Source organism: Nonomuraea coxensis DSM 45129, from assembly GCF_019397265.1.
Lineage (GTDB): Bacteria > Actinomycetota > Actinomycetes > Streptosporangiales > Streptosporangiaceae > Nonomuraea > Nonomuraea coxensis.
Map to the genome: position 1 here is coordinate 7,952,343 of NZ_CP068985.1, position 26,486 is coordinate 7,978,828.

25 protein-coding genes are annotated in these 26,486 nt (G+C 71.9%); 12 read left to right on the forward strand and 13 right to left on the reverse strand.

All coding sequences use genetic code 11. The features are described 5' to 3' along the window. From Nocox_RS37245 to Nocox_RS37280, 8 genes are all read right to left on the reverse strand, one after another. Positions 1-429, reverse strand: a complete 429-nt coding sequence (locus Nocox_RS37245; RefSeq protein ID WP_211212741.1) for an SCO6045 C-terminal-like domain-containing protein — start codon at positions 427-429, stop codon at positions 1-3. Further along, positions 413-1,270 carry an MbnB/TglH/ChrH family RiPP precursor modification enzyme gene (locus Nocox_RS37250; protein ID WP_211212742.1) on the reverse strand — a complete coding sequence of 286 codons (858 nt, stop codon included), beginning with the start codon at positions 1,268-1,270 and terminating at the stop codon, positions 413-415. Before Nocox_RS37250 ends, Nocox_RS37245 begins: the two co-directional genes overlap by 17 nt. Before the next feature lie 28 nt (positions 1,271-1,298). Next, positions 1,299-2,264, reverse strand: a complete 966-nt coding sequence (locus Nocox_RS37255) for a TIGR04222 domain-containing membrane protein (RefSeq protein WP_020545142.1) — start codon at positions 2,262-2,264, stop codon at positions 1,299-1,301. 71 nt (positions 2,265-2,335) lie between these two features. Continuing rightward, the gene (locus Nocox_RS37260) at positions 2,336-4,129 is read right to left on the reverse strand and encodes a phosphoenolpyruvate carboxykinase (GTP) (RefSeq protein WP_026214757.1); all 1,794 of its coding nucleotides are present in this window, start codon (positions 4,127-4,129) and stop codon (positions 2,336-2,338) included. A gap of 247 nt (positions 4,130-4,376) precedes the next feature. Then, positions 4,377-4,898 (reverse strand): hypothetical protein, encoded by a 522-nt coding sequence (locus Nocox_RS37265; RefSeq protein ID WP_026214758.1) that lies wholly within the window; start codon positions 4,896-4,898, stop codon positions 4,377-4,379. A 72-nt stretch (positions 4,899-4,970) separates the two neighbouring features. Continuing rightward, a complete protein-coding gene (locus Nocox_RS37270) occupies positions 4,971-6,227 on the reverse strand; it encodes a C40 family peptidase (RefSeq protein WP_051112663.1) in 1,257 nt (418 codons plus the stop codon). Positions 6,228-6,319: 92 nt separating this feature from the next. Then, positions 6,320-6,820, reverse strand: a complete 501-nt coding sequence (gene greA, locus Nocox_RS37275; protein ID WP_020545145.1) for a transcription elongation factor GreA — start codon at positions 6,818-6,820, stop codon at positions 6,320-6,322. Between the two features lie 108 nt (positions 6,821-6,928). Then, complete coding sequence (locus Nocox_RS37280) at positions 6,929-7,348, reverse strand: DUF4307 domain-containing protein (RefSeq protein WP_020545146.1); 420 nt, start codon at positions 7,346-7,348, stop codon at positions 6,929-6,931. 135 nt (positions 7,349-7,483) lie between these two features. On the opposite strand from Nocox_RS37280, the gene mca reads away from it, so the two are divergent. The 3 genes from mca (at position 7,484) to Nocox_RS37295 (ending at position 8,876) form a co-directional block, all read left to right on the forward strand. After that, positions 7,484-8,368, forward strand: coding sequence for a mycothiol conjugate amidase Mca (gene mca, locus Nocox_RS37285; protein ID WP_026214759.1), 885 nt, complete (start codon positions 7,484-7,486; stop codon positions 8,366-8,368). Between the two features lie 70 nt (positions 8,369-8,438). Next, a complete protein-coding gene (locus tag Nocox_RS37290; RefSeq protein ID WP_020545148.1) occupies positions 8,439-8,588 on the forward strand; it encodes a hypothetical protein in 150 nt (49 codons plus the stop codon). After that, the gene (locus tag Nocox_RS37295; RefSeq protein WP_020545149.1) at positions 8,589-8,876 is read left to right on the forward strand and encodes a GNAT family N-acetyltransferase; all 288 of its coding nucleotides are present in this window, start codon (positions 8,589-8,591) and stop codon (positions 8,874-8,876) included. A 13-nt stretch (positions 8,877-8,889) separates the two neighbouring features. Here the strand turns inward: Nocox_RS37295 and Nocox_RS37300 are convergent, their stop codons facing one another. Next, entirely contained in the window at positions 8,890-10,047 is a 1,158-nt protein-coding gene (locus Nocox_RS37300; protein WP_157383240.1) for a hypothetical protein, read from the reverse strand. An 89-nt stretch (positions 10,048-10,136) separates the two neighbouring features. On the opposite strand from Nocox_RS37300, the gene Nocox_RS37305 reads away from it, so the two are divergent. Then, positions 10,137-12,137, forward strand: coding sequence for a thioredoxin domain-containing protein (locus Nocox_RS37305; RefSeq protein WP_020545151.1), 2,001 nt, complete (start codon positions 10,137-10,139; stop codon positions 12,135-12,137). 23 nt (positions 12,138-12,160) lie between these two features. Here the strand turns inward: Nocox_RS37305 and Nocox_RS37310 are convergent, their stop codons facing one another. Continuing rightward, entirely contained in the window at positions 12,161-14,227 is a 2,067-nt protein-coding gene (locus Nocox_RS37310; protein ID WP_246649669.1) for a transglycosylase domain-containing protein, read from the reverse strand. Between the two features lie 198 nt (positions 14,228-14,425). After that, positions 14,426-14,914, reverse strand: coding sequence for an Lrp/AsnC family transcriptional regulator (locus Nocox_RS37315; protein WP_020545153.1), 489 nt, complete (start codon positions 14,912-14,914; stop codon positions 14,426-14,428). A 103-nt stretch (positions 14,915-15,017) separates the two neighbouring features. Between Nocox_RS37315 and hppD the strand changes: the two genes are divergently transcribed. From hppD to Nocox_RS37335, 4 genes are all read left to right on the forward strand, one after another. Continuing rightward, entirely contained in the window at positions 15,018-16,127 is a 1,110-nt protein-coding gene (gene hppD, locus Nocox_RS37320; protein WP_051112664.1) for a 4-hydroxyphenylpyruvate dioxygenase, read from the forward strand. A gap of 209 nt (positions 16,128-16,336) precedes the next feature. Further along, positions 16,337-17,755, forward strand: a complete 1,419-nt coding sequence (locus Nocox_RS37325) for a M1 family metallopeptidase (protein ID WP_026214762.1) — start codon at positions 16,337-16,339, stop codon at positions 17,753-17,755. Between the two features lie 76 nt (positions 17,756-17,831). After that, entirely contained in the window at positions 17,832-18,377 is a 546-nt protein-coding gene (locus tag Nocox_RS37330; protein ID WP_020545156.1) for an RNA polymerase sigma factor, read from the forward strand. After that, positions 18,374-19,063, forward strand: a complete 690-nt coding sequence (locus Nocox_RS37335) for a hypothetical protein (protein ID WP_020545157.1) — start codon at positions 18,374-18,376, stop codon at positions 19,061-19,063. Before Nocox_RS37330 ends, Nocox_RS37335 begins: the two co-directional genes overlap by 4 nt. Positions 19,064-19,180: 117 nt before the next feature. Here Nocox_RS37335 and Nocox_RS37340 read toward each other — a convergent pair whose 3' ends face one another. Together Nocox_RS37340 and Nocox_RS37345 are read right to left on the reverse strand one after the other, a co-directional pair. Then, the gene (locus Nocox_RS37340) at positions 19,181-20,338 is read right to left on the reverse strand and encodes an ROK family protein (RefSeq protein WP_020545158.1); all 1,158 of its coding nucleotides are present in this window, start codon (positions 20,336-20,338) and stop codon (positions 19,181-19,183) included. 25 nt (positions 20,339-20,363) lie between these two features. Continuing rightward, positions 20,364-21,539 (reverse strand): FIST signal transduction protein, encoded by a 1,176-nt coding sequence (locus Nocox_RS37345; RefSeq protein WP_020545159.1) that lies wholly within the window; start codon positions 21,537-21,539, stop codon positions 20,364-20,366. Positions 21,540-21,711: 172 nt separating this feature from the next. Between Nocox_RS37345 and Nocox_RS37350 the strand changes: the two genes are divergently transcribed. From Nocox_RS37350 to Nocox_RS37365, 4 genes are all read left to right on the forward strand, one after another. Then, complete coding sequence (locus tag Nocox_RS37350; RefSeq protein WP_026214764.1) at positions 21,712-23,109, forward strand: sigma 54-interacting transcriptional regulator; 1,398 nt, start codon at positions 21,712-21,714, stop codon at positions 23,107-23,109. Between the two features lie 85 nt (positions 23,110-23,194). Beyond that, positions 23,195-23,956: a hypothetical protein gene (locus tag Nocox_RS37355; RefSeq protein WP_020545161.1), complete on the forward strand. Its 762-nt coding sequence runs from the start codon at positions 23,195-23,197 to the stop codon at positions 23,954-23,956. 55 nt (positions 23,957-24,011) lie between these two features. Then, the gene (locus Nocox_RS37360; protein ID WP_020545162.1) at positions 24,012-25,976 is read left to right on the forward strand and encodes a vWA domain-containing protein; all 1,965 of its coding nucleotides are present in this window, start codon (positions 24,012-24,014) and stop codon (positions 25,974-25,976) included. Between the two features lie 10 nt (positions 25,977-25,986). After that, positions 25,987-26,466, forward strand: a complete 480-nt coding sequence (locus tag Nocox_RS37365; protein WP_246649670.1) for a GNAT family N-acetyltransferase — start codon at positions 25,987-25,989, stop codon at positions 26,464-26,466. The last annotated feature ends 20 nt before the right edge of the window (positions 26,467-26,486 follow it).

Below are 26,486 nucleotides of genomic sequence, written 5' to 3' on the forward strand. Positions count from 1 at the left end.
CTACGGCACCCGCCGCCGCCACCACGGCGTGCGGCGGCGGGGCGGATCCGGCAGCCGGCCGCGCTCGCGCAGCCAGGCGGCGAAGCCGTCGGCGTCGGCGCGGTAGCCGGGAGGCGGCTCGCCGCGGGCCCGCGCGTACGCGGCGAACTCGGCCGCCAGGTCGGCCCCGGCGGCCACGGCCGCGTCGGGGCGGAGCCGCGCCACGATGGAGCGCCGCTTGGCGACCAGGCTCGCGGCCTGGGCGCGCAGGCGGGCCGCGTCGAAGCCGTCGGGCACCTCACCGCCCGCGACCAGCGCCCGCACCACCCGCCCCTGCGCCTCCGCCAGCCGCCCCCGCGCCACCGCCAGATCCTCCCCCGGCCCCGCCAGGTTCTCCCCCGAGCCCGCCCGACCCTCCGCCTGTTGCACAGGCTCAGGTCGTGGCGCCATCGAGGCTCCCCCTCGCCGCGCCGGCCGCCGTCGCGGCCCTGATCCGCTCCAGCTCCCCCGCCAGCGCGGCGTCGCTCGGGAAGTGGTCGTCCCACTCCAGCAGCACCCCGGGCGGGCGGGTACGGGAGCACAGCTCGGTGAGCAGGTCCAGCACCGGCGCCGGCACGGCCGTGGTGTGGGTGTCGTGCCAGATGCCCTGGTGCTCGTAGCCGCCGGCGACGTGCACGTACGCCAGGTGCTCCAGTGGCAGGGCGTCGAGCGCGGCCACCGCCGACAGGCCCAGGTTGACCTGGTTGGTGTAGAGGTTGGCGACGTCGACGAGCAGCAGCACCCCGGTCCGCTCCACCAGCTCGGCGAGGAAGTGCCCCTCGGTCAGCTCGTCGTCCGGCCAGCCGAAGATCGCGGCCACGTTCTCCAGCGCCAGCGGGACGGGCAGCGCGTCCTGCGCCCGGCGTACGTTCTCCGTGACGACCCGCAGCGACTCCCGCGTCCGCGGGATCGGCAGTAGATGCCCCGCCTCGACCCCGTCGCCGCGGACGAACGCCAGATGCTCGCTGACGAGCGGCGCGTCCAGCGCCTCCGCGCACGCGGCCAGGTGCGCGAGCCGGCCGGCGGCGGGCGGCTCGGCCCCGCCGACGCCGAGCGACACCCCGTGCGGGATCACCGGCACGTCCCTGGCCCGTAACAGGCGCAGCGACTCCGGCAGCGCGCCGGGCCTCAGGTTCTCGGCGATCGCCTCGACGAAGTCGACGCCTTCCATGCGCTCGATGGTGAGATCCAGCTCGGCCCGCCAGCCGATCCCCACCCCCAGCTCCGCGGTCCTGTCCCGGTCCCCCGCCATGCCGTCCTTCCTCTCCCCGGCGCGCTTGTCAGCCGCCGCCACCGCCGCCCCCGCACCCGCCACCGCCGCCGCATCCTCCGCCGCCGCCGCAGCTCGACCCGCCGCCGCCGTCGCCGCCGCCGGAGGAGCCGAAATCGGAGCCGCCGAAGGACACGCCGTCACCGCCGCTGTGCGCCCCGCAGGACCCGGAGCTGTCACCGCCGGGGAAGCTGGTCATCAGCTCCTTGCCCAGCGCCGGATCCCCCGCCTCCTCCAGCCCGTAGAGCGCCACCAGCACCCCGACGGCCAGTGCGGCCGCCCCCTGGTCGCGTACGCCTCTCGGATGCCGGGCCCTCGCCGCGTTCAGCACCGTGCGCCCTTCCCTGGTGACGACGTTCCTGAGCCGCCTGCCGTGCTTGGCGCAGTGCACGAGCCCGAGCACGGGGGCGGCCACCCCGATGAGGATCGTGGGGACGAAGACGGCGTCGGGGCCGAGCGCGTCGGAGGACTCCAGCACGAGCACCGCCACCCCGAAGACCGCCGCCGCCCAGGTGACGGCCACCAGCCGCGTCCTGCGCCGCCACGCCTCCTTGAACGCCTCCTGCGGCACGAGGAGGCCGCGCGCCTCCAGCCCGGCGGCGAGCGCGACCAGCGCGGGATGCGTCTCCAGCTCCCGCCGCAGCTCGGCGGCCCGGTAGCCGCCCGGCCTGGACGCGAGCGCGTCGAGCACGGCCTGCTCGATCGGCACCGGTGAGGGCGCCGCGCCGTCCACGGCGGTGACCTGGGAGCCCCTGGAGACGCGGACGGCGCCGGCCGTCGCGAGGACGGTCAGCGCCGTGTTCAGGGCTCTCCGGGGCCCGCCCGTGAGGTAGGCCAGCTCGTACGGCCCCAGAGGATGCCCGCGCCCGCCGGGCTCGGCCTCGGCGACCCGCCGGATCTCGGCCTCGACCCAGCCGCTGGCGGCCTGGACCGTGATCAGCATGCCTAGAGCGGCGACGAGCAGGACGTAGCCCACGTTTGCCCCCCTGTGATCGGTACGGCGGCGCCACCAACGTACGACCGTGCCGCCGCACCGCACAAGGGCGCCTACCCGAGCCGGTCGAGCAGGGCGTCGTACTCCTTCCACAGCTCCTTCGGCAGGTGGTCGCCGAACTTCTCGAAGTGCGCCGGGATGAGCGCCGCCTCCTCGCGCCAGACCTCGCGGTCCACGCTCAGCAGCGTGCGCAGGGCGTCCTCGGAGAGGTCGAGGCCCTCGGTGTCGAGCTCGGCGGGCAGCAGGCCGATCGGCGTCGGCACGGCGTCGGCCTCGCCGTTGAGGCGGTCGACGATCCACTTGAGCACGCGGCTGTTCTCGCCGTAGCCGGGCCAGATGTAGCGGCCGTCGGCGTCCTTGCGGAACCAGTTGACGTAGTAGATGCGCGGGAGCACGGCGCCCTCACGCCGGCCGACGTTCAGCCAGTGGCCGAAGTAGTCGCCCATGTTGTAGCCGCAGAACGGCAGCATGGCGAACGGGTCGTGGCGCAGCTCGCCGACCTTGCCCTCGGCCGCGGCGGTCTTCTCGGAGGCGACGTTGGCTCCGAGGAAGACGCCGTGCTCCCAGCTCAGCGATTCCGTGACCAGTGGCACGGCGGTGGCGCGGCGACCGCCGAACAGGATCGCGGAGATGGGCACGCCCTTGGGGTCCTGCCACTCGGGTGCGATGGTCGGGCACTGGGCGGCGGGTGTGGTGAAGCGGGCGTTCGGGTGGGCGGCCGGCTCGTCGCTGTCGGGCGTCCAGTCGCGGCCCTTCCAGTCGGTGAGGTGCGCGGGCGGCTCGTCGGTCAGGCCCTCCCACCACACGTCGCCGTCGTCGGTGAGCGCGACGTTGGTGAAGATGCTGTTGCCCCAGAGCGTCTTGACCGCGTTGGCGTTGGTGATCTCGCCGGTGCCCGGGGCGACGCCGAAGAAGCCGGCCTCCGGGTTGATGGCGTAGAGGCGGCCGTCCTCGCCGAAGCGCATCCAGGCGATGTCGTCGCCGACGGTCTCGACCTTCCAGCCCGGGATGGTGGGCTGGAGCATGGCGAGGTTGGTCTTGCCGCACGCGCTCGGGAAGGCGGCGGCGATGTAGCGGGTCTCGCCGGACGGCGGGGTGAGCTTGAGGATGAGCATGTGCTCGGCCAGCCAGCCCTCGTCGCGGGCCATGACGCTGGCGATGCGCAGCGCGTAGCACTTCTTGCCGAGCAGCGCGTTGCCGCCGTAGCCGGAGCCGTAGGACCAGATCTCGCGGGTCTCGGGGAAGTGGCTGATGTACTTGGTGGAGCTGCACGGCCACGGCACGTCGGCCTGGCCGGGCCGCAGCGGGGCGCCCACGGAGTGCACGCACTTGACGAAGTCGCCGCGCTCCTCGATGAGGCGCAGCGCCCGCTCGCCCATGCGGGTCATGACGCGCATGGAGACGGCGACGTACGGCGAGTCCGTGATCTCGACGCCGACCTGAGAGATCTCGCCGCCGAGCGGGCCCATGCAGAACGGGACCACGTACATGGTCCGGCCGCGCATGCAGCCCTTGAAGAGCTTGCCGAAGGTCTGCCGCATCTCCGCGGGCGGGATCCAGTTGTTGGTGGGCCCGGCGTCCTCGGGACGCTCGGAGCAGATGAAGGTACGGTCCTCGACCCTGGCGACGTCGCTCGGGTCGGACTTGGCGTAGAAGCTGTTGGGACGGGCGGCGAGCCGGATGAGCGTGCCCTGCTCCACGAGCAGGTTGGTGAGACGGGTCCACTCCTCCTCGGAGCCGTCGCACCACTCGATCCGATCGGGCTCGGTAAGGACTGCTATCTCTTTCACCCACGCTGCCAATTCGCTATTGCTCGTCGGCGTGGGCACTTCCACGGTCACGGACACGACTGCGCTCCTCCACTCTCTCAGGGCCCAGTCATCATTAACGACGGAACGACCGGAAGGCCAATTGGCATAGACCTGTTGGCGGGGCCGTCGTCGCAGGCAGAGGCCCTGGCGATTGGGGGAGCCTACCCAGGCGCGGCAGACTTAAAAGAGAATTAACATTGACTGGTCCAGTCCAATGCCAATGGTCTAAACCAATTCCCGCAGTGGTTTAGTCCATTCCTCTCGCTGTTTCCCCTGGACCGCTTCACGAATGGACGTCGGGGCCCGCGGCGCGAACGCGGTCGACGTGCTGGAGGGCGTCGCGAAGATCGGCCAGCCAGGTGTCGGCGTTCCTGCCGACGAGGCGTACGCACCAGGCGAGCGCGTCGCTGCGGCTGCGGGCCACCCCGGCGGCGACGAGCGTGTCGAGGACCTGTCGCTCCGACTGGCGCAGCCGGGTCATGACCGGCACGGACAGTGTGGTGAACATCACAGTGAATCCGCCGCAGGACACGCCCCAGGACACCTTCTGCCGGAACCTCAGCTCGGCCTCGCGGGCGATCTCGATGCGCCGCTCGCGGGTCTCCTCCCTGAACCGGCGGGCCAGGCCCTCGACCAGGGCCGCGCGCTCGGCCTCCGGGGTGTCCTCCGGCGGGTCGGGGAGCGTGCCGATGACCGCGATCTCCTCGCGGTCCCTGACGATCTCGGGGGCGCCGGTGAACCAGCCTTCGGGGAGCCGCCCGGTGAACCAGCCCCGGACCTCCGCCGTCATGTCTTCTGCACTCATGTAATCACCATTACACATTTGCACGCCGCAGGCACGTGAGGGAAGGAGGGTGTCGCCTCAGGGGAGTATCGGTCAGCGGACCCGGGCGGCGGCGACCGGGCTGACCCGTACGACGCCGGCGAGGTTCTTGGTGTAGACCTTCGAGATCTTGACGACGTCGCCGGTGCGCGGCGCCTGGATCATCTGCCCGTTGCCCCAATAGATCGCCACATGGGAGATGTAGTCGGGGTTCGTGGGATCGGACCGCCAGAAGATGAGGTCACCCGGCTGCGCCTGCGAGAGCGGCACCTGCGGCCCGGTCACCCACTGCTGGTGGGTCACGCGCGGCATCCGCACGCCCGCCTGGGCGAAGGCCCACTGGACCAGGCCGGAGCAGTCGAAGGTGTTCGGCCCCTCCGCGCCCCACACGTACGGCCGCCCCAGCTTGGACGCCGCCGCCCTGAGCGCCACGTGGACCTGCTCGACCGTCATGAACGAGCCCGCCGGCCAGTTGCGCGTGGTCTGCTGCCGCGGCTGCGGCAGCACCGGGTTGACGCTGGCGACCTGGGTGCCCTTGGGCAACACCTTGAGGATCTTGCTCCGTAAGGCGGCCGAGCTGGCGGTGGGCGCGCTGACGATGAGCGCGTTGTCGCGCGGCAGGCCGAGCGTCCGCCCGACCTGCTTGGAGACCACCGCGTCGACCGCGCCGAAGCCGGTGGTCGCGTACGCGCCGATGCGCATCGTCCCGGCCGGCCCGCGGACCTGCCGGTGCAGCGTGAGCCCGCCGTCGTTGCCGAGCACGAACGACACCGCGACGTCGCCCGCCGCGACGTTCTGCCACAACGCGTCGGAGGAGGCGGTCACCTTGGGGGTGTAGGCGCGGAACGTGGACGGATCGACGGCGAGGGTCTGCACCCGCTTGCCGTCGAGCGTGATCGAGGCGGCGTCGGCCAGCTCCAGCGCCCGCACCCCGCGCAGCCGGCCCACCTTGCGTAACTGCGCCTCGGTGAACGGCTTGCGGGTGAGCACGAACAGGTTGGGCTTGTGCAGCTTGCGCAGCGGCGCCACCGGCTGGACCGTGCGGACCGGCGGCTGCTTCTGCGGCCGGCGCTCGGCGAGCAGCGTCTGCCTGGGCGTCGGATGGCCGGCCGCGGCGGCCTCCGGCTCGTCCCGCGGCGGCTGGGCCAGCAGCAGCACGTCGGCGGTCAGCACCGCGACCAGCGCCACCACGATGAACGGCACCAGCTTGACCGGGTCGCGGCGCTTACGGGACCGGACGAGGAAGGTGAGATCCTGCCGGATCCCTCCCGGCCCCGGCCCCTGCCCGGGATACCCCGGATACCCCTGCATGGGGGGTCCGGGCAGGACAGGGGGGTGCATCACGGGTCCACGCACGAAATCCGCCGGACCAGCGGGGGCCCGGCGGTTCGTCTCAGGTGGCGTCAGTTGCCGACGTACGGCACTGCCTCCAGGATCTCGACGGTGTTCTGGCGCCCGTTGGGCATGGAGTACGTCGCCTTCTCACCGATCTTCTTACCGTTGATCGCCGCTCCGAGGGGAGACTTCGGCGAATAGACGTCGATCGGCGCACCGCTCTCCTCGCGCGAGGCGAGCAGGAAGGTGACCTCGTCGTCGTCACCGACGAACCGGATGGTCACCGTCATGCCGGGCCCGACCACGCCTTCGGCCTTGGGGGCCTCGCCCACCTGGGCGTTGTCGAGGATCTGGCGGAGGTGGAAGATCCGGGCCTCCATCTTGCCCTGCTCGTCCTTGGCGGCGTGGTAGCCGCCGTTCTCGCGCAGGTCGCCCTCCTCACGGGCGGCCTCGATCTTCTTGGCGATGTCGACGCGCCCGGGGCCGGAGAGATATTCGTACTCCGCCTTCAGGCGGTCGTACGCCTCCTGCGTCAGCCATGTGACGTTCTCATCGCGAGAGTCGGCCACGGGTTCTCCTTGCTTGCCTAGGGGGCCCTGAGATCACTTGAGGTTTCCAACGGTTGAATTGCGAAAGGCTAACAAGTCAACCGTCGGTTCGCTTCCCCAAATGTCTCACTATACGAGATTGCAGTACTGGACGTGGACGGAAGTCGCCTGGGCACTGGTGTCCAGGCTTTCCTTGAGCTGCTTACTACCCTCACCAGCCCGGATTCTTACTTCCTTGCTCCCGACTTCCCCGTGGTTCACGTCCAGCGCCCTGATCCGGCAGACGGCCTCCCTGTCGTCCGGCTTGTAGACCTGGAAGGTGATCTCCGCCCGCGTCGGCCCGACCACGTCGAACATGATCACCTGCGCCGGCGCCTCCGACCCGCCCGCGGTCATCGACCACATGACGTAGCCCCACCCGCCCGCGATGATGGCCACCAGGACGCCGATGACGACGTGGACGACCAGCCTGCCCCGGCGCCTGGGGCCGTCGGGCAGCTCGTCGGGGGTGCCGAGAACGGGTCCGTTCCCGACATCTCTGGTGACCATGGTGGAATCTCCCTGCACTCCCTGAGCGTTATCCGAGACAATTGTCGCCCGCGGGGGTCCCGGTACACGACCTGACCCTCACGACCGCCTGCAGACAAACTAAGTGACCGGTCCGACTGAGGAGACATCGAGCCCGTGAGTGCACCGCTGAGGCTGATGGCCGTCCACGCCCACCCCGATGACGAGTCGAGCAAGGGCGCCGCGACGATGGCGCGCTATGTGCGCGAAGGTGTGGAAGTCCTGGTGTGCACCCTGACGGGTGGTGAACGCGGATCCGTGCTCAACCCCAAGATGGACCTCCCCGAGGTCGTGGCCAACATCGGCGAGGTGCGCAGGGCCGAGATGGAGCGCGCCCGCGCGATCCTCGGCGTGGAGCAGCGCTTCATGGGCTTCGTGGACTCCGGGCTGCCCGAGAACGAGGACGAGCCGCTGCCCGAGGGCTGCTTCGCCGTGCAGAAGCTGGAGGACGCCTCCCTGCCGCTGGTGGCGGCCGTGCGCGACTTCCGGCCGCACGTGATCATCACGTACGACGACGACGGCGGCTACCCGCACCCCGACCACATCATGACCAACCGCGTGTCGGTGGAGGCGTTCGAGGCGGCCGGCGACCCCGACCGCTACCCGGGCACCGGCGACCCGTGGCAGCCGCTCAAGCTCTACTACCAGATGGGCTTCACCAAGGAGCGCTTCGAGGCGCTGCACGAGGCCATGACCTCGCGCGGGCTCGGCTCCCCCTACTCCGACTGGATCGCCCGCTGGGAGGACCGCCCCGCCAAGTGGCCGGTCACCACCCGGGTTCCGTGCGGCGACTACTTCGACCTCCGCGACGCGGCGCTGCTCGCCCACGCCACGCAGGTCGACCCCGACGGCTTCTGGTTCGTCTGCCCGCGCGAGCTGCAGCAGGAGATCTGGCCGACCGAGGACTACCACCTGGCGCGCTCGCTGGTCGACACCGAACTGCCCGAGGACGACCTGTTCGCCGGCATCCACGCCGACGACGTCTCGCCCGCCTGCCACTGACCCCGCCGACGGCCGGACCACGAGGTCCCGGCGGCATACTGGAAGTGTGACCTATCTAGCAACAGGTGATGTGAGTCCGGGTCTGCTCGGCTTCGTCGTCGTGGCACTCATCGGCTTCGCCCTCTATTTCCTGATCAAGTCCATGAACAAGCAGATGGCGAAGATCGAGGTGCCGCGGGCGGGCGACCCGGACGACACGGACGACAAGAAGGCCGAGTAGATGCCGATCGAGGTCGTCGACAACTCGTCGGAGAGCCGTTTCGAGATCCTGGTGGACGGCAAGGTCGCCGGGTTCGCCGACTACCGCCTGCTGCCCACCAAGGTCGTCTTCACGCACACCGAGGTCTCCCCCCTCTACGAGGGCCAGGGCCTGGCCGGCCGGCTCGTCGACCACGCCCTGCGCATGAGCGCCGACACCGGCCTGCGGGTCGTGCCGCTGTGCCCGTACGTCGCCAAGTACATCGAGCGCCACCCGGAGTTCAAGGACCTCGTCGAGGCGGCCGGCTGACCGGGTGTGACGCTCACTCGGCGGGCGTCCAGGCCCGCTCCAGCGCCTCCGGCAGCCCCCACCAGCCGAGCGGCGTGAGCACCCCTCCGGCGTCGACGATGCCGAGACACGCCCACAGCGGCACCACGGACCTGAAGAAGCCCTCGGTCGCCTCCAGCTCGTCCTCGTCCTGGTCCTGCTCCTCGCTCTCGATGTCCTCCGACTCGGCGATGAGGCGGGCGATCCGCTCCGGAGAGGCGAGCACCCCCGGCCCCAGCCGGGCCAGCGCCGTCACGGCCGCCAGCCAGTCGGCGTGCTGGATGGCGCACAGGTTGGCGAGGGTGAGGTCCTCCTCGCTGAGCCGCCGTTCGAGGTCGGCGAACTCCAGCAGCTCGTCCCCGCTCTCCGGCAGGTCCGCGACCGGGCCCGCGATGCCCGCCGCCACCTCCAGCCACAGCTCGCGGTCGTCGCGCGGCATCGGCCGGTCGTCGAGCCCCGCGCAGGCGCGCAGCACGTTCGCCGGATAGCCCGGCTCGGCCAGCAGCTCGCGCAGGCGCGCCCCCGCCGCGTCCAGCTCGGCGACCGGCGGCTCCGGCCGGCCCGGCAGGCCGCCGAGGATGCGGCGCAGCTCCGCCAGCGCGAACGCCTCCTCCTCGTCCCAGGCGGCGAACAGCTCCTCGTCCTGCTCGTCGTGGACCGCCCGCTCGGGCACCCGGCCGTCGGGCAGCGGCCTGGTCAGCCAGCGCTCCTGCAGCTCCTCGTACGCCGCCCGCGCCTCCGGATCGCCGCCGGCCAGCGCGTCGGGGTCGATCTCGCCGGCCGCGACCCGCTCCTCCAGGTGGGCGACCAGCAGCCCGTGCATCTCGGCCGTCACCGGACCGCGTTCGTCCTCCTCGGGCCAGACGAAGTAGCCCTGCGTCATCAGGATCGGCTCGGTGCCCGTGGACTCCAGCCAGCGCTGCACGTCACCGACCGTGGCGACGCCCGCCTCGATCGCGCCGAGCGTCGCCTTGGCGGACTCCCAGAAGGCCCGTGACAGCGGGTTGCCGGCCGCGAGGAGCGCCCGCCGCAGGTCGGGCAGCGCCACCAGCGCCACGCCCGAGGGTACGGCGAGCAGCGCCCTGGCCACGTCCCTGCGCGTCAGGCGGCCCGCGGGCCGCGTGGCGAGCGCGCAGACGAAATCCACATCCACCCTCCGTAACCTACGCCGCCCGGGGCCACGGCGCTGGCGGTCGCGGGAGTCCGCGGGCCCGCGGTTTAGGGTGGGCCGAGGAGGTCGTGATGAACCACTTGGCAGGCTCCACCAGCCCCTACCTGCTCCAGCACGCCGGCAACCCGGTCGACTGGTGGCCGTGGGGGGAGGAGGCGTTCGCGGAGGCCCGGCGACGGGACGTGCCGCTGCTCATCAGCGTGGGCTACTCGGCCTGCCACTGGTGTCACGTGATGGCCCACGAGAGCTTCGAGGACGCCGGCACGGCGCGGCTCATGAACGAGCACTTCGTCAACGTCAAGGTCGACCGCGAGGAGCGGCCCGACGTCGACGCCGTCTACATGGGCGCCACGCAGGCCATGACCCGCCAGGGCGGCTGGCCGATGACGGTGTTCGCCACGCCGGACGGCCATCCGTTCTACTGCGGCACCTACTTCCCGCGCCCCCACTTCCAGCGCCTGCTGCAGGAGGTTCACAGGGTGTGGACGGGCGACAGGGAGTCGGTGCTCAGCCAGGGGGCGAAGGTCGTCGAAGCGCTCAACGACAACACCGCCCTGCCCCCGGGCCCGCTGCCCGGCGCGGACACGCTCGCGCGGGCGATGGACAACCTGCGGGAGTCGTTCGACCCGGTCCGTGGAGGTTTCGGCGGCGCGCCGAAGTTCCCGCCGTCCATGGTGCTGGAGTTCCTGCTGCGCTCGGGCGAGCGCGAGATGAGCGCGCGGACCCTGGAGGCGATGGCCCGCGGCGGCATCCACGACCAGCTCGGCGGCGGCTTCGCCCGCTACAGCGTGGACGCCGGCTGGGTCGTCCCGCACTTCGAGAAGATGCTCTACGACAACGCGCTCCTGCTGCGCGTCTACACCCACTGGTGGAAGGCGGGCGGCGGCGACCTCGCCAGGCGGGTGGCGCTGGAGACGGCCGGCTGGCTGCTGCGCGAGATGACCACCCCCGAGGGCGGCTTCGCCTCGGCGCTCGACGCCGACAGCGAGGGCGTCGAGGGCAAGTTCTACGTCTGGACGCCCGAGCAGCTCGCCGAGGTCCTGGGCGAGGACGACGGGCGGTGGGCGACCGGCCTGTTCGAGGTCACCGGCACCTTCGAGCACGGCACGTCGGTGCTGCAGCTCCCGCGCGACCCCGACGACCCCTCGCGCTTCGAGCGCGTACGCGAGCGGCTGCTGGCGGCCAGGGAGCGCCGCGTGCGGCCGGGCCGCGACGACAAGGTCGTGGCCTCGTGGAACGGCCTCGCCGTGGCGGCGCTCGCCGAGGCGGGCGTGGTGTTCGAGCGGCCCGAGCTGGTGGCCGCCGCCGGACGCGCGGCGGAGCTGCTGGCCCGCGTCCACATGGTGGACGGCCGGCTGCTGCGCACGTCCATGGACGGCCGGGCGGGGGCCAACGCCGGCGTGCTGGAGGACCACGCCAACCTGGCCGAGGGCCTGATCGCCCTCTACGGCGTCACCGGCGAGGCCCGCTGGCTGCGGCTGGCGGGCACGCTGCTCGACGTCGTGCTCGACCGCTTCGCCGACGGCAGGGGCGGCTTCTACGACACGGCCGACGACGCCGAGCGGCTGTTCCAGCGGCCCCAGGACCCGACCGACAACGCCACGCCGTCCGGGCAGTTCGCGGCGGCCGGCGCCCTGCTGTCGTACGCGGCGCTGACCGGCTCGGCCCGGCACCGGGAGGCCGCCGAGGCGGCGCTCGGCACGGTGTCGGTGCTGGCGCCCGGGCACGCGCGCTTCGCGGGCTGGGGCCTCGCCGTGGCGCGGGCGGCGCTGGACGGGCCGGTGGAGGTGGCGATCGTGGGCGCGCCCGACGACCCCCGGCGGGCGGCGCTGCACCGCGCGGCGCTGCTGGCCGACGTGCCGGGGCTGGTGGTCGCGCTCGGCGACGGCGACGCCCCCATGCGGGGCGGCACGGGCGAGCCGCTCGCCCCCACCGAGAGCGTGTTCCCGGCCTTGCTGGAGGGACGCGGCCCGATCGACGAGGCCCCCGCGGCGTACGTGTGCCGCGGCTTCACCTGCCGCCTGCCGGTGACCACGGTGGACGCACTACGCGCGGAGCTGACGCGCGGCTGACCGGCGCGGAACCGCGGGGCGGCTCAGCCGTCGGGCGTGCCGCGGTCGAAGCCGCCGGCGGGGCTCTGGTCGTTGCGGGCGAAGGGCTGGTCGGCCTCCTGGGAGGACGGCGGGTCCGACTGGTCGGGCTGGTCGCCGCGCCTGTTGTTCGCGTCGTTCGGGCCGTTCTGGTCGTCGACGCTGTCCTGGGCGTCGTCGGCCGGGCCCTCGCTGAACGGCCGGCCATCCTCGGACGGCTCGCTCGGCTCGGCCGGCGGCGTGCTCCAGCCGTCGTCGGACGGCGGCGAGGAGTCCTGCCGGGGCTCGTCGCCGCGGTCGCGGAAGGGTGAGTAGCCGTCCCAGCCGTAGTCGGACGGCTCGGGGAACTCCTCGACCGGCTTGCCCGCCATGGCCTCGGTCATGAACGCCCGCCAGATCTGCGCGGGAAGCTGCCCGCCGAACTGGGTGCCGTAGCCGGGGACGGTCACGGTCTTGTTGTCGTCACGGAACATGTTGACCGCCACCGCGAGCTGCGGCGTGAACCCGTTGAACCAGACCGAGCGTGAGTCGTCGGTGGTGCCGGTCTTGCCGGCCACCGGCCGGTCGTAGAGGCGGGCGGCGGTGCCGGTGCCGTACTTGACGACCTGCTCCATCGCGTACGTCGTGTCGGCCGCGGCCTGCTCGCCGACCACCTTCGTCGCGACCGGCTCGACGACCTGCTTGCGCCCTTCGCCGTCGGTGACCGACCTGAGCACGTGCGCCTCCACGTGCACGCCCTTGTTGGCGAACGTGGCGAAGCCGGAGGCGTTCTGGACGGCGCTGACCGAGGAGACGCCGAGCGGGAAGGAGGCCGCGTCCTTCTGGGTGAGCTGGGCGGCCGGGATGCCGGCCTTCTCGGCGGTCTGCGCCACCTTGTCCAGCCCGACCTTCTGCCCGAGGTCCACGAACGCGGTGTTGACGGAGTTCTGGGTGGCCTGGACCAGGTCGATGTGCCCGTAGGAGCGTCCGCTGTCGTTGGGGATGGGCTTGTCGGCGGAGGCGACCCGGAGCGGCGAGTTGCCGTCGACCCGCGTGGACAGGTCGAAGCCGTTGTCGAGCGCGGTGGCCAGCGTGTACGGCTTGAACGTCGAGCCCGCCATGACCTTGGCGGAGAAGGCGTTGTCGTAGGCGTAGCGCTCGGGGTCGCCGCCGTAGAAGGCGACCACCTCGCCGGTCGCGGGATCGACGGCGGCCAGCCCGGTGCGCACCTTCTGCGGCGTGCCGTCGGGCAGGGTCTCCTTGACCGCCCGCTCGGCCGCCGTCATGAGCTTCTTGTCGAAGGTCGAGACGATCTTCAGCCCGCCGCTGTTGATCTCCTCGTCGGTGTAGCCGCGCCGGTTGAGCTCGTCGGTGACCTGCTGGAGCATGTAGCGGGCCTGGCCCTTGAGCTCGAACGGCTTCTTCGGCGCGACCAGCTCGGGGAACTTCTGGGCGGACGCCTCCTCGGCGCTCAGCGCGCCGGTCTCGCGCATGGCGTCGATCACGGACTTCCAGCGGTAGCGCGCCGCCTGGAGGTCGGCGCCCTCGGGGTCCGCGAAGCGGCTGGGCTGCTGGATCACGGCGGCGAGGTAGGCGCCCTCGGCCACGCCGAGGTCCTCGACGTCCTTGCCGAAGTAGGCGCGGGCGGCCGACTGGACGCCGTTGGCGCCGCGGCCGAAGTAGATCGTGTTGAGGTACTGCTCCAGCACCCAGTCTTTGGACTTGGACTGGTCGACCTTCATCGCGATCAGGATCTCCTTGAACTTGCGGGTGACCGAGCGCTCCTGGCTGAGGCCGCTGTAGTAGTTGCGGACGAGCTGCTGGGTGATGGTCGAGCCGCCCTGGAGCTGCTGCCCGGTCATGGTGGACCACAGGGCCCGCGCGGTGCCCTTGGCCGAGACGCCGGCGTCCTCGTAGAAGGAGCGGTTCTCGGCCGCGATGACGGCCTCGCGGACGTGTCCCGGCACCTTGTCCAGCTCGACGACCTTGCGGTCGACGCCCTGCCGGGCGAGGACGCTCTTGCCGTCGCGATAATAGATCACCGAGCCCTGCGCGGTGGCCTGTTTCTGGGTGGTGTCGGGAATAGGAGTCATCGCCCACGCGACCGCGAAAAGGCCGACGAGTACGAGGATTCCCGCTCCCGAACAAATCAGCAGAAGCCGGAGAATCCGCCGTTTCGGCATTCCGTCCCCTCCACCGCTCCGCACCTTCGACCCCCTAGTCGTAAGCCTGCAAGCTGGGCGAACGCCAAGGGTAAACGATCGATATCAGTGCCCCGTCCCAGAGCGATACTACGTCGAACGGCTCTCACGACGCGGAACATCGGCGACCAAGGGCAGCACTCGGTAGGGAACCGGGGTGTCCAGGGCAATGATCGAATTAGTCCGCAACACGCCTTGGACATCAACTATTTGATCGATAACTCGCTGCAGATCCGCATTTGTCCGAGCGACCACCCGGCAGAGCAGATCGCTGGCGCCGGTGATCGTGTGCACCTCCAGCACCTCGGGGATGCGCGCCAGCCGGTCGGCCACCGGATCGTGCCCGGAGACCTGGCGGATCTCCATCGTGACGAAGGCGGTGACGCCGTAGCCGAGCGCGGCCGGCGACACGTCGGGGCCGAACCCGGTGATCACCCCGCGGGCGGTCAGCCGGTCGAGCCTCGCCTGCACGGTGCCGCGGGCCACGCCGAGCCGGCGCGAGCACTCCAGCACGCCGAGGCGGGGCTCGGCGGTCAGCAGGGCGATGAGCCGGGCGTCGAGATCGTCGATCGTCGTCATGCTGTACAGAAATAGCGGATGGATCCGCTCATGGCTAGGCAGATTGTCCACTCTTTCAAGTAACTCTTGCGCAACTCGTCTAGGAATATCGAGAGTTGAGGGCATGAGTGATGTCTTTCCGGTCAACGGCATGGACGCCGTCGTGTTCGCGGTCGGCAACGCCCGCCAGGCGGCCCACTACTACTCCACCGCGTTCGGGATGAAGCTGGTGGCCTATCGGGGGCCGGAGAACGGCAGCCCCGAGACGGCGGCGTACGTGCTCACCTCGGGCGGCGCCACCTTCGAGTTCCGTGCCTCGATCCGTCCTGGCACCGATCTGGCGCGGCACGTGGCCGAGCACGGCGACGGGGTGATCGACCTGGCCATCCAGGTGCCGGACGTGGAGGCCGCCTACCGGCACGCCGTCGAACAGGGGGCGAAGGGGCTTGAGGAGCCGTACACGCTGGAGGACGAGCACGGCAAGGTGGTGCTCGCGGCCATCGCGACGTACGGCGAGACGCGGCACACGCTCGTCGACCGCGCCAACTACAGCGGCCGCTACCTGCCCGGCTACGCCCCCGCCGAGCCGCTGGTCGCCCCGCCGGCGACCAAAACCGGCCGGCTCTTCCAGGCGGTGGACCACTGCGTCGGCAACGTCGAGCTGGGCAAGATGGACGAGTGGGTGGAGTTCTACCGCAAGGTGATGGGCTTCACCAACATGGCCGAGTTCATCGGCGACGACATCGCCACCGAGTACTCCGCGCTCATGTCGAAGGTCGTGGCCGACGGCACCCGCAAGGTCAAGTTCCCGCTCAACGAGCCGGCCGTCAGCCGCAAGAAGTCGCAGATCGACGAATACCTGGAGTTCTACGGCGGCCCCGGCGTGCAGCACATCGCGCTCGCCACCAACGACATCATCGCCACGGTCGACCACATGAGGGCCGCCGGGGTGCGCTTCCTCGACACGCCGGACTCGTACTACGACGACCCCGAGCTGCGCGAGCGCATCGGGCAGGTGCGGGCGCCGATCGAGGAGCTGAAGAAGCGCCGCATCCTGGTGGACCGCGACGAGGACGGCTACCTGCTGCAGATCTTCACCCAGCCGGTGCAGGACCGGCCCACCGTGTTCTTCGAGCTGATCGAGCGGCACGGCTCGCTCGGGTTCGGCAAGGGCAACTTCAAGGCCCTGTTCGAGGCCATCGAGCGCGAGCAGGAACGCAGGGGCAACCTTTAGTTTGTCCCGACTTGTCCCGGGTGATCAGACCATCATGGGACCGTCGTCACCGTTAGGCACGAGGACGCCGCCGCATCGACGTGCGCCGGCGTCCTCGTCCCGCACCCCGTCAACCCCCGTGTACGAGAACCGCCGACCAGGCCACGTCGCGGCCACGGCCTGACCCAGCGTAATATCTTGGTCACGGATCGAAGGGGGCTGATTCGGGGATGCGTTACGAAAGGCGCTCAGTCGCGCTCTTGGTGGCGCTGGTCAGCGCGCTCGCCTGCACACCGGCCGACCAGCCGCCTCCGTCCACCGGCCCCACGGCCGCCGCGCTCTCCGACGCCCGCGCGGGCGCGGCGGGCATCGGCGACGCCGACTTCCCCAACGACGGCAACGGCGGCTACGACGTCGCCCACTACGGCATCTCCATCGACTACACGCCCGCCGACAAGCGCCTGAGCGGCATCACCACCATCACCGCCGCCGCCACCCAGGACCTCTCCAGCTTCAACCTCGACCTGACCGGCTACGACGTCAGCGGCGTCACCGTCGACGACGAGGCCGCCACCTTCTCCCGGCAGGGCCAGGAGCTCACCGTCCGGCCGGCGCGCCCGATCGCCGACGACGACCGCTTCACCGTCCGGGTGTCCTACGCCGGCACCCCCCAGCCGGTCAGAAACTCCGCCAACCTCGGCACCTACGGCTTCATCCCGACCCGCGACGGCGCGTTCGTCACCGCCGAGCCCAACGGCGCCAAGACCTGGTTCCCGTCCAACGACCACCCCGCCGACAAGGCCACCTTCGACTTCGCGATCACCGTGCCCGCCGGGCTCACCGCCCTGGCCAACGGCGAGCTGGCCGGCCGGCCCACCACCGCGAGCGGCAGGACCACGTGGCGCTGGCGCGAGAAGCAGCCGATGGCGACCTACCTCGCCACGGCCACGCTCGGCACGTTCGAGCTGCGCGAGGGCCGCACCGCCGCGGGCATCCCGCTGCTGGCCGCCGTCGACCCGGCGTTCAGGAGTTCGCTCGACAAGGTCTACACCGTCTCCGGCGAGGTCACCGACTACTGGGCCACCGTCTTCGGCCCCTACCCGTTCGGCTCCACCGGCGGCGTCGTCGACGACTTCGCCACCGGCTACGCCCTGGAGAACCAGACCAAGCCGATGTACGGCGGCTTCGCCCCCGACGAGGCCATCATCGCCCACGAGCTGGCCCACCAGTGGTTCGGCGACAGCCTCAGCATCCGGCGCTGGAAGGACCTCTGGCTCAACGAGGGCTTCGCCACCTACGCCGAGTGGCTGTGGGCCGAGCACAAGGGCAAGGGCACCGCCGAGGCCACCTTCCAGCGCAACCTCGCCCGCCCCGCCGACGACCCCATCTGGGCCTACCCGCCCGGACGCGCCAAGCCCGACGACCTGTTCAACCAGTCCGTCTACACGCGCGGCGCGATGGCCCTGCACGCCCTGCGCAAGGCCGTCGGCGACGACACGTTCTTCAAGCTGCTGCGCGCCTGGACCGCCGAGCACCGCTACAGCAACGTCACCACCGAGCAGTTCGTCGCCCTCGCCGAGAAGATGTCGGGCAAGGACCTCGGCCCGCTCTTCGACGCCTGGCTCCACGAGCCGCGCCGCCCCGCCTGACCAGGGCCGCAACGCTTTCCGTCGCCCGGCCCAAGTAAAGGTGTAAGGCGAACGACGGAAAAGGAAGTGGCGGGCCATGCGCCTCAACGAGGACCCCGCGGCCTTCGAGGCCTTCTACCGCCGCCATGTCGACGCGGTGCTGAGGTTCGTGACCAGGCGGGTGAGCGACCCGCACCTGGCCGCCGACCTCACGGCCGACATCTTCGTGGCGGTGCTGGACTCCGCGCACACCTACGTCCCCGGCCGCGGCAGCGAGGTCGCCTGGCTGTACGGCATCGCGCGCAACGTCGTGTCGGCCCAGCACCGGCGGGCGGCCCGGGAGGCCCGGGCCGGCGGCCGGCTGGCCGGCAGGCGGCTGCTCGACGACGACGACCTCACCCGGATGGAGGAGCGGATCGACGCCGGGCGCCGGATGCGCCACGCCTGGGAGGCCCTCGCCGGGCTGCCCGAGGGCGAGCGCGCGGTGCTGGAGCTCGTCGCGATCGACCAGCTCAGCGTCAAGGAGGCCGCCGAGGCCCTGGGGATACGTCAGGTGACCGCCCGGGTCAGGTTGCACCGGGCCAGACGAGCCCTGGAAGACGTCGCTTCGCCGGCATCCGTGTACCTGGAAGGACAGGCATGAGCAGCTTCGAGGAGCGCCTTCTCAGTGCACTCAAGTCGGAGATCACCACAAGAACGGCGGACGACATGACGACGACGAGCAATCCCCCGGTTCTGGACGGACGGCGGCGGCGCGGACGGCGGCTGGGGGTGGCCGTCGCGGGCGTGGCGGCCGCCGCCGCGGCGGTCGTGGCGCTGAACGCGACCGTGCTCCAGGGCCCCGCGTACGCGGTCACCAAGGCGGCGGACGGGACGGTCAGCGTCCGGATCAGCGCGTTCACCGACCCCGGCGGGCTGGTGACCGAGCTGGGACGCAACGGGGTCAAGGCGGTCGTGGACTACCTGCCCGAGGGGCAGACGTGCCGGCCGGAGCGCGGCCGGCCGGCCCGCGCGGGCGGCGCGGTCGGCCGGTTCGGCAGCGAGATCAGGCGGGACGGCGACGGGATCGCCTTCTCCCTCACGGCCGGGCAGGTGCCGGCCGGAGCGACGCTCGTCCTGGCCGTGACCAAGGGCCCTGACGGCGACCGCGGGATGCCGTCCGCGACCTCGCTCCAGGTGGTGGAGGGTGCGGTGGCGCCCTGCGCGGCCACCTCCCTGCCGCTGCCGTCATCCGGCACCGGCGGCACGGGTGAAGGGCGGAAGGACGACGGTCCCGGCCTCACGACGCGCGAGGAAGACGGCCCGGGGACGTCCCGGAGCGGCGAGTGACACCCTCCGCGTCCGCCCCGGCCCGGCCCTGAACCCCGGGCCGGAGCCGGAGCGGACCGGTCCGGCGGCCTCCCTGCCCTCCCGGGCAGCGGGCCGCCGGGCCTCCGGGCCTCCGGCTCACGCGCCAGTAGGCGGGATCCAGTAGCTCTCGCCCGCCAGGAGGAGGGCGGCGGCGCCGATCAGCCCCGCCTCCTGGCCCAGGGCGGCGGGCATGACCTTGACGCGGCGGGCGAACCCCATGCGGGCGTGCTCGCGCAGCGCCTCCTCCAGCGGGCCGAACAACGGCTCCCCCGCCTGGGACAGGCCGCCGCCGATGGTGACGACGTCGAGGTCGCACAGGTGCGTGGCGGAGGCGATGGCGATGCCCAGCGCCCGCCCCGCCCGCCGCATGGCCCGCACCGCCGCCACATCCCCGGCCCGGGCATCCGCGGCCAGCTGCCGCGCCGTCACCACCCGATCCTCCCGATACGCCGGCCTCACGCCCTCCTCCGAAGCATCGGCGTAGAACCCCGCCACCCCTTGAGCGAGGGGAACGGCCCCTTCGCCGGACGTGTCGGCCCCTTGAACGGGGCTGGTGGGCCCGCCCGTGGAGGTGGCGGCCCCTTGTGCGGGGCTGGAGGACCCGTGAGTGGGAGTGGAGGACCCTTGAGTGGGGGTGGGAGGTCCTGCGGTGGGGGTGGGTGGACGGGGGTGCCAGCCGTTGGTGAGGGCCCAGGTGGTGAGGGCGGGGCCGCGGGCTACGGCCTCCAGGCAGCCGTGGCCGCCGCACTCGCAGCGGGGCCCGCCGTCGGGCTCGACGACGACGTGCCCGATGTGGCCCGCGTTGCCGGTGCCGCCGTTGACGAGGCGGCCGTTCAGGATGAGCCCGCCGCCGACACCGGTCGAGACGACCATGCCGAGCATGTCCGCGCTCCCCTGCCCCGCGCCCTTCCAGTGTTCGGCCACGGCCAGGCAGATGGCGTCGTTGTGGAGGCGTACCGGCAGGCCGGGGAAGTGGTGGGCGAGCCGGGCGCGCAGCGGGAAGCCGCGCCAGCCGGGGATGTTGAGCGGCGAGACCTCCCCGTCGGGCCAGGACATCGGCCCGCCGCAGCCGACCCCCACGCCCTCCAGGGGACCGGCGGAGAAGGGTGCGACGAGGTCGGCGAGCGTCCGCCACAGGACCTCGGCCGGGGCGCCCAGCGGGGTGGCGGCCCGCGCCGCGCGCACCACCGTGCCGTCCCCGGAGACCAGGCCGGCGGCCATCTTGGTGCCGCCGACGTCGATCGCGAGGATCACCGCCGCTCCGCCGCGCCGCGAGCGGTCACGACGGGCCCGACGTACTGGAGAAGACCAGGACGGACGCGGTGAACCCGTGGACGTGGTTGTGCCCGGCGACCGGCCCGACCTCGCCGGCGGCGAAGAAGCCCGCCACCCCGATCGGCCCGAGCGTGTCGCGCAGCGCGACCGGGTCGTGGTCGGCGGTGCCGAACATGGCCGAGCCGCGCCCGTTGCAGGAGAACAGCAGCGCCCCGTCCACGTGGCCGAGCTGCTCGCGGTGGGCGTCGAGGACGTCGTACAGGTCCTCGTCGGCGGTGGCGGCGTCGCGTACCTGGAAGCGGACGGTCCTGCCGACCTCCACGATGTCGCCGATGGCGACGGCCTCGCGTTCGGGGTCGATGCCGATCACGCCGCGGATGAGGAAGTCGCCGCGTTCGTGGCGTTCCGCGTACTCGTCCATGGCGATGCCGATCTGGAGCCCGGCGGCGACGAGCTCGCGGTCGTCCTCGTCGAGGTCGCTGACGATGTCCTCCAGCCGGGCCAGCGCGGGCTGCCCGGCCAGCTCCAGCAGCAGGTTCTCCTCGGACGCGGTCACCACCATGCTGGGGCCGATCGGCCGGCAGCCCTGGCTGACGACGGTGCTGACGTGCAGCGGACCGCCGAGCAGGACGCCGATCGCGCCTTCCAGGTAGACCTTGCCGTCGGCGAACAGCCGTACCGAGCCCCGGCCCTGCAGGCCGTTCGCCAGCCCGCCGATGAGCGGGAGGTCGCCGAGCACGTCCACCGAGCGTTCGACGAAGGCGTCGGTCGGAAAGCTGTAAGGGTCGGCCAGCAGGATCGCCACGTGATCGTCGGCGGCGCGCTCGGGCACCCCCACGACCACGAACTTGTCCTCGGCCGCAAGCGTGTCCAGCGCGAACGTGGTGAGTCTCGCCCCTTCCAAGGTCGCCGCCCAGGCGCTCACGGCGGGCGTCAGCTCCACCCCCTGCCCGTCACCGATCACCCCTGTGGCGCTGCAACCGATCACGTGCGCACCGGGCGCGAGCTCCATCGCGGCCTGTCCGGCCCTCGCGACGTCGTCGGGATCTTCGCCGCAGATGAAGAAGCAGACCAGGTCGGCTTGGCCGCTGAGCCTCGACAGGGCCCGGCCGACGGCGTTCTGCGCGGCCACCACCAGGTCGGAACCCACGGCGAGGCCGTCGGCGAAGCGACTCGTCATCAGTGCCACGGGTCTCGCCTCCCTCGACATGTCCAAGTTCCCTAGGTCCGGATTCTCCCCACTAAAGGGACAAGCACGCACACGAACCGTCACTCAATAGTCAAGATCCGAAATCTCCCCTGCTTGTGGAAGGCCCTGCCACATTCCCCTCAGGGGACGTAGTCTCGAACCCGTGCATCAGCCACAGCCACGAATTCTCCGCGAGCTGCGGGAGAGCGGACACGTCCACCGCACCGTGAAAGCCGAGGTCAGGGCGAACCTGCTGGCCAAGCTGCGGGCGGGCGAGCCACGGTTCCCCGGCATCGTCGGCTTCGACGAAACGGTCCTGCCGCATCTGGAGCGGGCCCTTCTCGCCGGGCACGACCTGGTCCTCCTGGGCGAGCGCGGCCAGGGCAAGACCCGGCTCATCCGCACCGTCACCGGGCTGCTCGACGAATGGACGCCGGTCGTCGAGGGGTGCGAGATCAACGACCACCCGTACGCGCCGGTCTGCACGCGCTGCCGGACGCTGGCGCGGGAGCTGGGCGAGGAGCTGCCGGTCGCCTGGAAGCACCGCGACGAGCGCTACGGCGAGAAGCTGGCCACGCCCGACACCAGCGTGGGCGACCTGATCGGCGACATCGACCCCATCAAGATCGCCGAAGGGCGGACCCTCGGCGACCCCGAGACCGTCCACTACGGCCTCGTGCCGCGCACCAACCGGGGCGTCTTCTCCGTCAACGAGCTGCCCGACCTGGCCGAACGCATCCAGGTGTCGCTGCTCAACGTGCTGGAGGAGCGCGACATCCAGGTCCGCGGTTACAACCTGCGCCTGCCGCTCGACATCCTGCTCATCGCCAGCGCCAACCCCGAGGACTACACCAACCGCGGCCGGATCATCACCCCGCTGAAGGACCGCTTCGGCGCCGAGATCCGCACCCACTACCCGCTGACCGTCGAGGACGAGCTCACGCTCATCCGCCAGGAGTCCGTCCCCGACATCGGGGCCGACATCCCCGAGCACCTCGTCGAGGTGATCGCCCGCTTCACCCGCCTGGTACGCGAGTCCACCGCCGTGGACGCCCGCTCCGGCGTCTCCGCGCGCTTCTCGATCGCCGCCGCCGAGACGGCCGCCGCCTCCGCGGTGCGCCGGGCCGCCATCGCGGGCGAGGAGCAGGCCGTCACCCGCGTGGTCGACCTGGCCTGCGTGGTCCACAGCCTGCGCGGGAAGGTGGAGTTCGAGGTCAGCGAGGAGGGCAGGGAGACCGAGATCCTGGCCCACCTGCTGCGGCGGGCGACGGCGGAGACGTTCCGCAACCGGCTGGGCGGCGCGGACCTCGCGGCGGTGACCGACAAGTTCGCCGAGGGCGGCCAGGTGGAGTCCGGCGAGCTGGTCGCGGCCGGCGAGCTGCTGCACCGCATGGGCCCGGTGACCGGCCTCGCCAAGATCATGTCGAGGCTGGGCATGGGCGCGGGCGAGGAGTCTCCCGGGCACGCGGCGGCGGCGCTGGAGTTCGCGCTGGAGGGGCTCTACCTCATGCGGCGCCTGTCGAAGGAGGACCTCGACGGGACGGCCGTCTATCGCACGTGAACGCGGACGCTGCCGCACGTGAACGCGGGCGCGTCTTTCCGCGTCAAAGTGGGTGACTGATCGTTTTTTGACGGGGGAGCCACCCATGCGCCGTTCGCTTGCCTGCGCCACCGCCACGGTCCTCGCCGCGGGCGCCTTCGCCGTGCCCGCGCGGGCCGCCACTCCCGCCACCCCGGCCAAGGTCGTGTACGGCTACGCCTGGCCCGACGGCAAGGGACACCTCCGGGTCGTGCCGAAGTCGGCCACGCTCGTGAAGAAGAAGGGCCCCCTCGGCTACCGGCTCACGCCGATCGCGGGAGCCAAGGAGGTCCGGCTCGACTACACGAAGGCCGCCGTCGGCCGGGTCACCGTGGCCTGCGGCCTGAAGGAGACCGAGGGGCAGGTCGCGCTCGACGCGAAGGGGCTCGGCCGCACCCGGTGCAAGCCCGCCGACCTGGCCGCTTCGCTGGAGTCCGGGGCGAGGCCGCTGCGCGTGGAGTTCCGGGGCGGGCGGGCCGTGCGGGTCAACGAGATCCTGGTCTCCAACTGGCCGAACCCGCGCACCGCCCGGGGGACGATCGCGCGGGTGGACGACCGTACGGTGCTGTTCGTCACGGGCGGGAAGACGTACAAGCTGGGCTATTCCTACCTGACGTACTTCTACCGGACCACCGCCCGCTGCAAGGACGGCTGGCTGGCGGGCCGGCCGGTCCACGCCGACCGCAACGGTCTCGGCACGCAGGCGTGCGACTCCCGCGACCTGGCCAGGGCCCTGCGGTCGGTCGAGCATCCCGTGCTCGCGAAGCTGCGCTACTCGCCCGAGACCGGCGGCATCGACGAGGTCTGGGAGGTCTACGGGGACGCCTAGGAGGGACGGCACGGGGGCGCGGGAAACGGGCATTCCGGGTTAGCGTGGTGGGGTGATGGCCTACCGCTATGGCGAGTACCACGACGGCCCCGACCCCCTCGCTCCCCCCTACGACGTACGGGCGGCGCTGGACGAGATGGGCGACGCGATCCTGTCGGGCTCGACGCCGGTCCACGCCCTGCGCGACCTGCTCAAGCGCGGCCTGCCCGGCGCCCAGGACCGCCGCGGCCTCGACGACATGCTCAGGGAGGTCCGGCGGCGCCGCCGCGACCTGCGCGAGCGCGGCCGGCTGGACGGCACGCTGGAGAAGGCGCGGGCGCTGCTCGACAAGGCCATCGGGCAGGAGCGGGCCGAGCTGTTCCCCGACCCTTCCGACGAGGCGCGGATGCGGGAGGCGGGGCTCGACGCCCTCCCCGACGACACGGCGAGCGCCATCCAGGAGCTGAGCACGTACGACTGGCGCTCAGGAGCCGCCCGCCAGACCTTCGAGGAGCTGCGCGGCCTGCTGCGCCGCGAGGTCCTGGACGCCCAGTTCCGCGGGCTCCGTGACGCCCTGGCCAACCCCGACCCGGAGGCCATGGAGCGGGTCCGCCAGATGATGGCGGACCTCAACGACATGCTGGACAGGGACGCCCAGGGCCGGCACACCCCGGCCGACTTCGCCGCGTTCATGGACAAGTACGGCGACCTGTTCCCGGAGAAGCCCCGCAACCTCGAAGAGCTGGTCGACATCCTGGCCCGCCGCGCCGCCGCCACGCAGCGCATGCTGGCCTCGATGACGCCGCGCCAGCGCGAGGAGCTGAGCAACCTCATCAACCAGACGCTGGAGCAGGCCGGGCTGTCGGACCAGATGCGCCGCCTCGGCGAGGCCCTGTACGCCCGCCGCCCCGACCTGGCGTGGAACGCCCCCGAACGCCTCACCGGCGAGGAGCCGCTCGGCATGGGCGACGCGGTGACCGCGCTGGAGGAGCTGGCCGACCTGACCCAGCTCGAAACGGCGCTGCGCCAGGACTATCCCGGCGCGCGGCTCGACGACGTCGACGAGGCCGCCGTACGCCGGGCGCTCGGCCGCTCCGCCGTGGACGACCTGGAGGCGCTCAAGCGCATCGAACGCGAACTGGAGGAGCAGGGCTACCTGCTGCGCCGCCGCGGCAAGCTGGAGCTGACCCCGAAGGCGGTGCGCAGGCTCGGCGAGACCGCGCTGCGCCGGGTGTTCTCCTCCCTGGACGCGGGCCGGCGCGGCGACCACGACCAGCACGACGCCGGCTCGGCGGGGGAGCTCACGGGCTCGTCGCGGCCGTGGCGGTTCGGCGACGAGCAGCCGATCGACGTGGTCCGCACGCTGGTCAACGGCGTGCGGCGGGGCGGGGTCGGGCCAGGGGGCGGCGCGGGCGCGGCGGTTCGCCTGTCCGTGGACGACTTCGAGGTGGCCGAGACCGAACGCCGGACGGCCGCGGCGGTGTGCCTGCTGGTGGACCTGTCGTACTCGATGGCCCTGCGCGGCACCTGGGCCGCCGCCAAGCAGACCGCCCTCGCCCTGCAGGCGCTGGTGGCCTCGAAGTTCCCGCAGGACGCCGTGCAGATCATCGGCTTCTCCAACTACGCGCGGGTGCTGCAGCCGGACGAGCTGGCCGGGCTCGACTGGGACATGGTCCAGGGCACCAACCTGCACCACGCCCTGCTGATCGCCGGCCGCCACCTCGACCGCCATCCCGACTTCGAGCCGGTGGTGCTGGTCGTCACCGACGGCGAGCCGACCGCGCACCTCATGCGCAACGGCCGCTCGGCCTTCGAGTGGCCGCCGTCGCACGAGACGCTGGAGCTCACCCTCGCCGAGATCGACAAGATGACCCGGCGGCGGGCCACGATCAACGTCTTCATGCTGGCCGCCGACGACCGGCTGAAGGAGTTCGTGGACGAGGTGGCGCGCCGCAACGGCGGCCGGGTGTTCTCGCCGAGCGCCGAGCGGCTCGGCGAGTACGTCGTCAGCGACTTCCTCCGGCTGCGCCGCGCCCGCTGACTTTCTGTCGGTGCCGGCTGCCAGACTGCCGGTCATGGACGACGTGGTGCTCAGAGACGTGGTGGAGGCCGACCTGGAGGTGTTCCTGGAGCAGGAGCACGATCCGGAGGCCGTCCGGCGGTCCCGGTTCCCCGCCCGGCCCCGGGAGCGCTTCCTCACCCACTGGCGCACCCGGGTCCTCGGCGACCCGGCCAACCGCGTGCGCGCGATCGAGGTCGACGGCCAGGTCGCCGGCAACCTGGTGGCCTGGTGGGAGGAGGACCGGCGCTTCATCGGCTACTGGATGGGGCGCGGGTTCTGGGGGCGCGGCATCGGCACCCGCGCGCTCGGCCTCTTCCTCGCCGAGGAGCCGGTCCGCCCGCTCTACGCCGACCCGCACGCGGGCAACACCGCCTCGGTGCGCCTGCTCGAACGGCACGGCTTCCAGCGGGAGGGCACGGTCCGGCACGACGGCGACGAGCACGTCATGCTCGTGCTGCGCTCGGGGTGACCGCGGCGGGCTCCGCGACC

Excerpts from the sequence above, each read along its gene's own strand:
- Nocox_RS37280 (WP_020545146.1), bottom strand. The coding sequence starts at position 7,348 with ATGGTCACCAGAGATGTCGGGAACGGACCCGTTCTCGGCACCCCCGAC.
- Nocox_RS37265 (WP_026214758.1), bottom strand. The coding sequence starts at position 4,898 with ATGAGTGCAGAAGACATGACGGCGGAGGTCCGGGGCTGGTTCACCGGG.
- Nocox_RS37355 (WP_020545161.1), top strand. The coding sequence starts at position 23,195 with ATGCGCCGTTCGCTTGCCTGCGCCACCGCCACGGTCCTCGCCGCGGGC.
- Nocox_RS37315 (WP_020545153.1), bottom strand. The coding sequence starts at position 14,914 with ATGACGACGATCGACGATCTCGACGCCCGGCTCATCGCCCTGCTGACC.
- Nocox_RS37305 (WP_020545151.1), top strand. The coding sequence starts at position 10,137 with ATGAACCACTTGGCAGGCTCCACCAGCCCCTACCTGCTCCAGCACGCC.
- hppD (WP_051112664.1), top strand. The coding sequence starts at position 15,018 with ATGAGTGATGTCTTTCCGGTCAACGGCATGGACGCCGTCGTGTTCGCG.
- Nocox_RS37310 (WP_246649669.1), bottom strand. The coding sequence starts at position 14,227 with ATGACTCCTATTCCCGACACCACCCAGAAACAGGCCACCGCGCAGGGC.
- Nocox_RS37245 (WP_211212741.1), bottom strand. The coding sequence starts at position 429 with ATGGCGCCACGACCTGAGCCTGTGCAACAGGCGGAGGGTCGGGCGGGC.
- Nocox_RS37295 (WP_020545149.1), top strand. The coding sequence starts at position 8,589 with ATGCCGATCGAGGTCGTCGACAACTCGTCGGAGAGCCGTTTCGAGATC.
- Nocox_RS37330 (WP_020545156.1), top strand. The coding sequence starts at position 17,832 with ATGCGCCTCAACGAGGACCCCGCGGCCTTCGAGGCCTTCTACCGCCGC.
- Nocox_RS37250 (WP_211212742.1), bottom strand. The coding sequence starts at position 1,270 with ATGGCGGGGGACCGGGACAGGACCGCGGAGCTGGGGGTGGGGATCGGC.
- Nocox_RS37325 (WP_026214762.1), top strand. The coding sequence starts at position 16,337 with ATGCGTTACGAAAGGCGCTCAGTCGCGCTCTTGGTGGCGCTGGTCAGC.
- Nocox_RS37345 (WP_020545159.1), bottom strand. The coding sequence starts at position 21,539 with ATGACGAGTCGCTTCGCCGACGGCCTCGCCGTGGGTTCCGACCTGGTG.
- Nocox_RS37335 (WP_020545157.1), top strand. The coding sequence starts at position 18,374 with ATGAGCAGCTTCGAGGAGCGCCTTCTCAGTGCACTCAAGTCGGAGATC.
- Nocox_RS37270 (WP_051112663.1), bottom strand. The coding sequence starts at position 6,227 with ATGCAGGGGTATCCGGGGTATCCCGGGCAGGGGCCGGGGCCGGGAGGG.
- Nocox_RS37360 (WP_020545162.1), top strand. The coding sequence starts at position 24,012 with ATGGCCTACCGCTATGGCGAGTACCACGACGGCCCCGACCCCCTCGCT.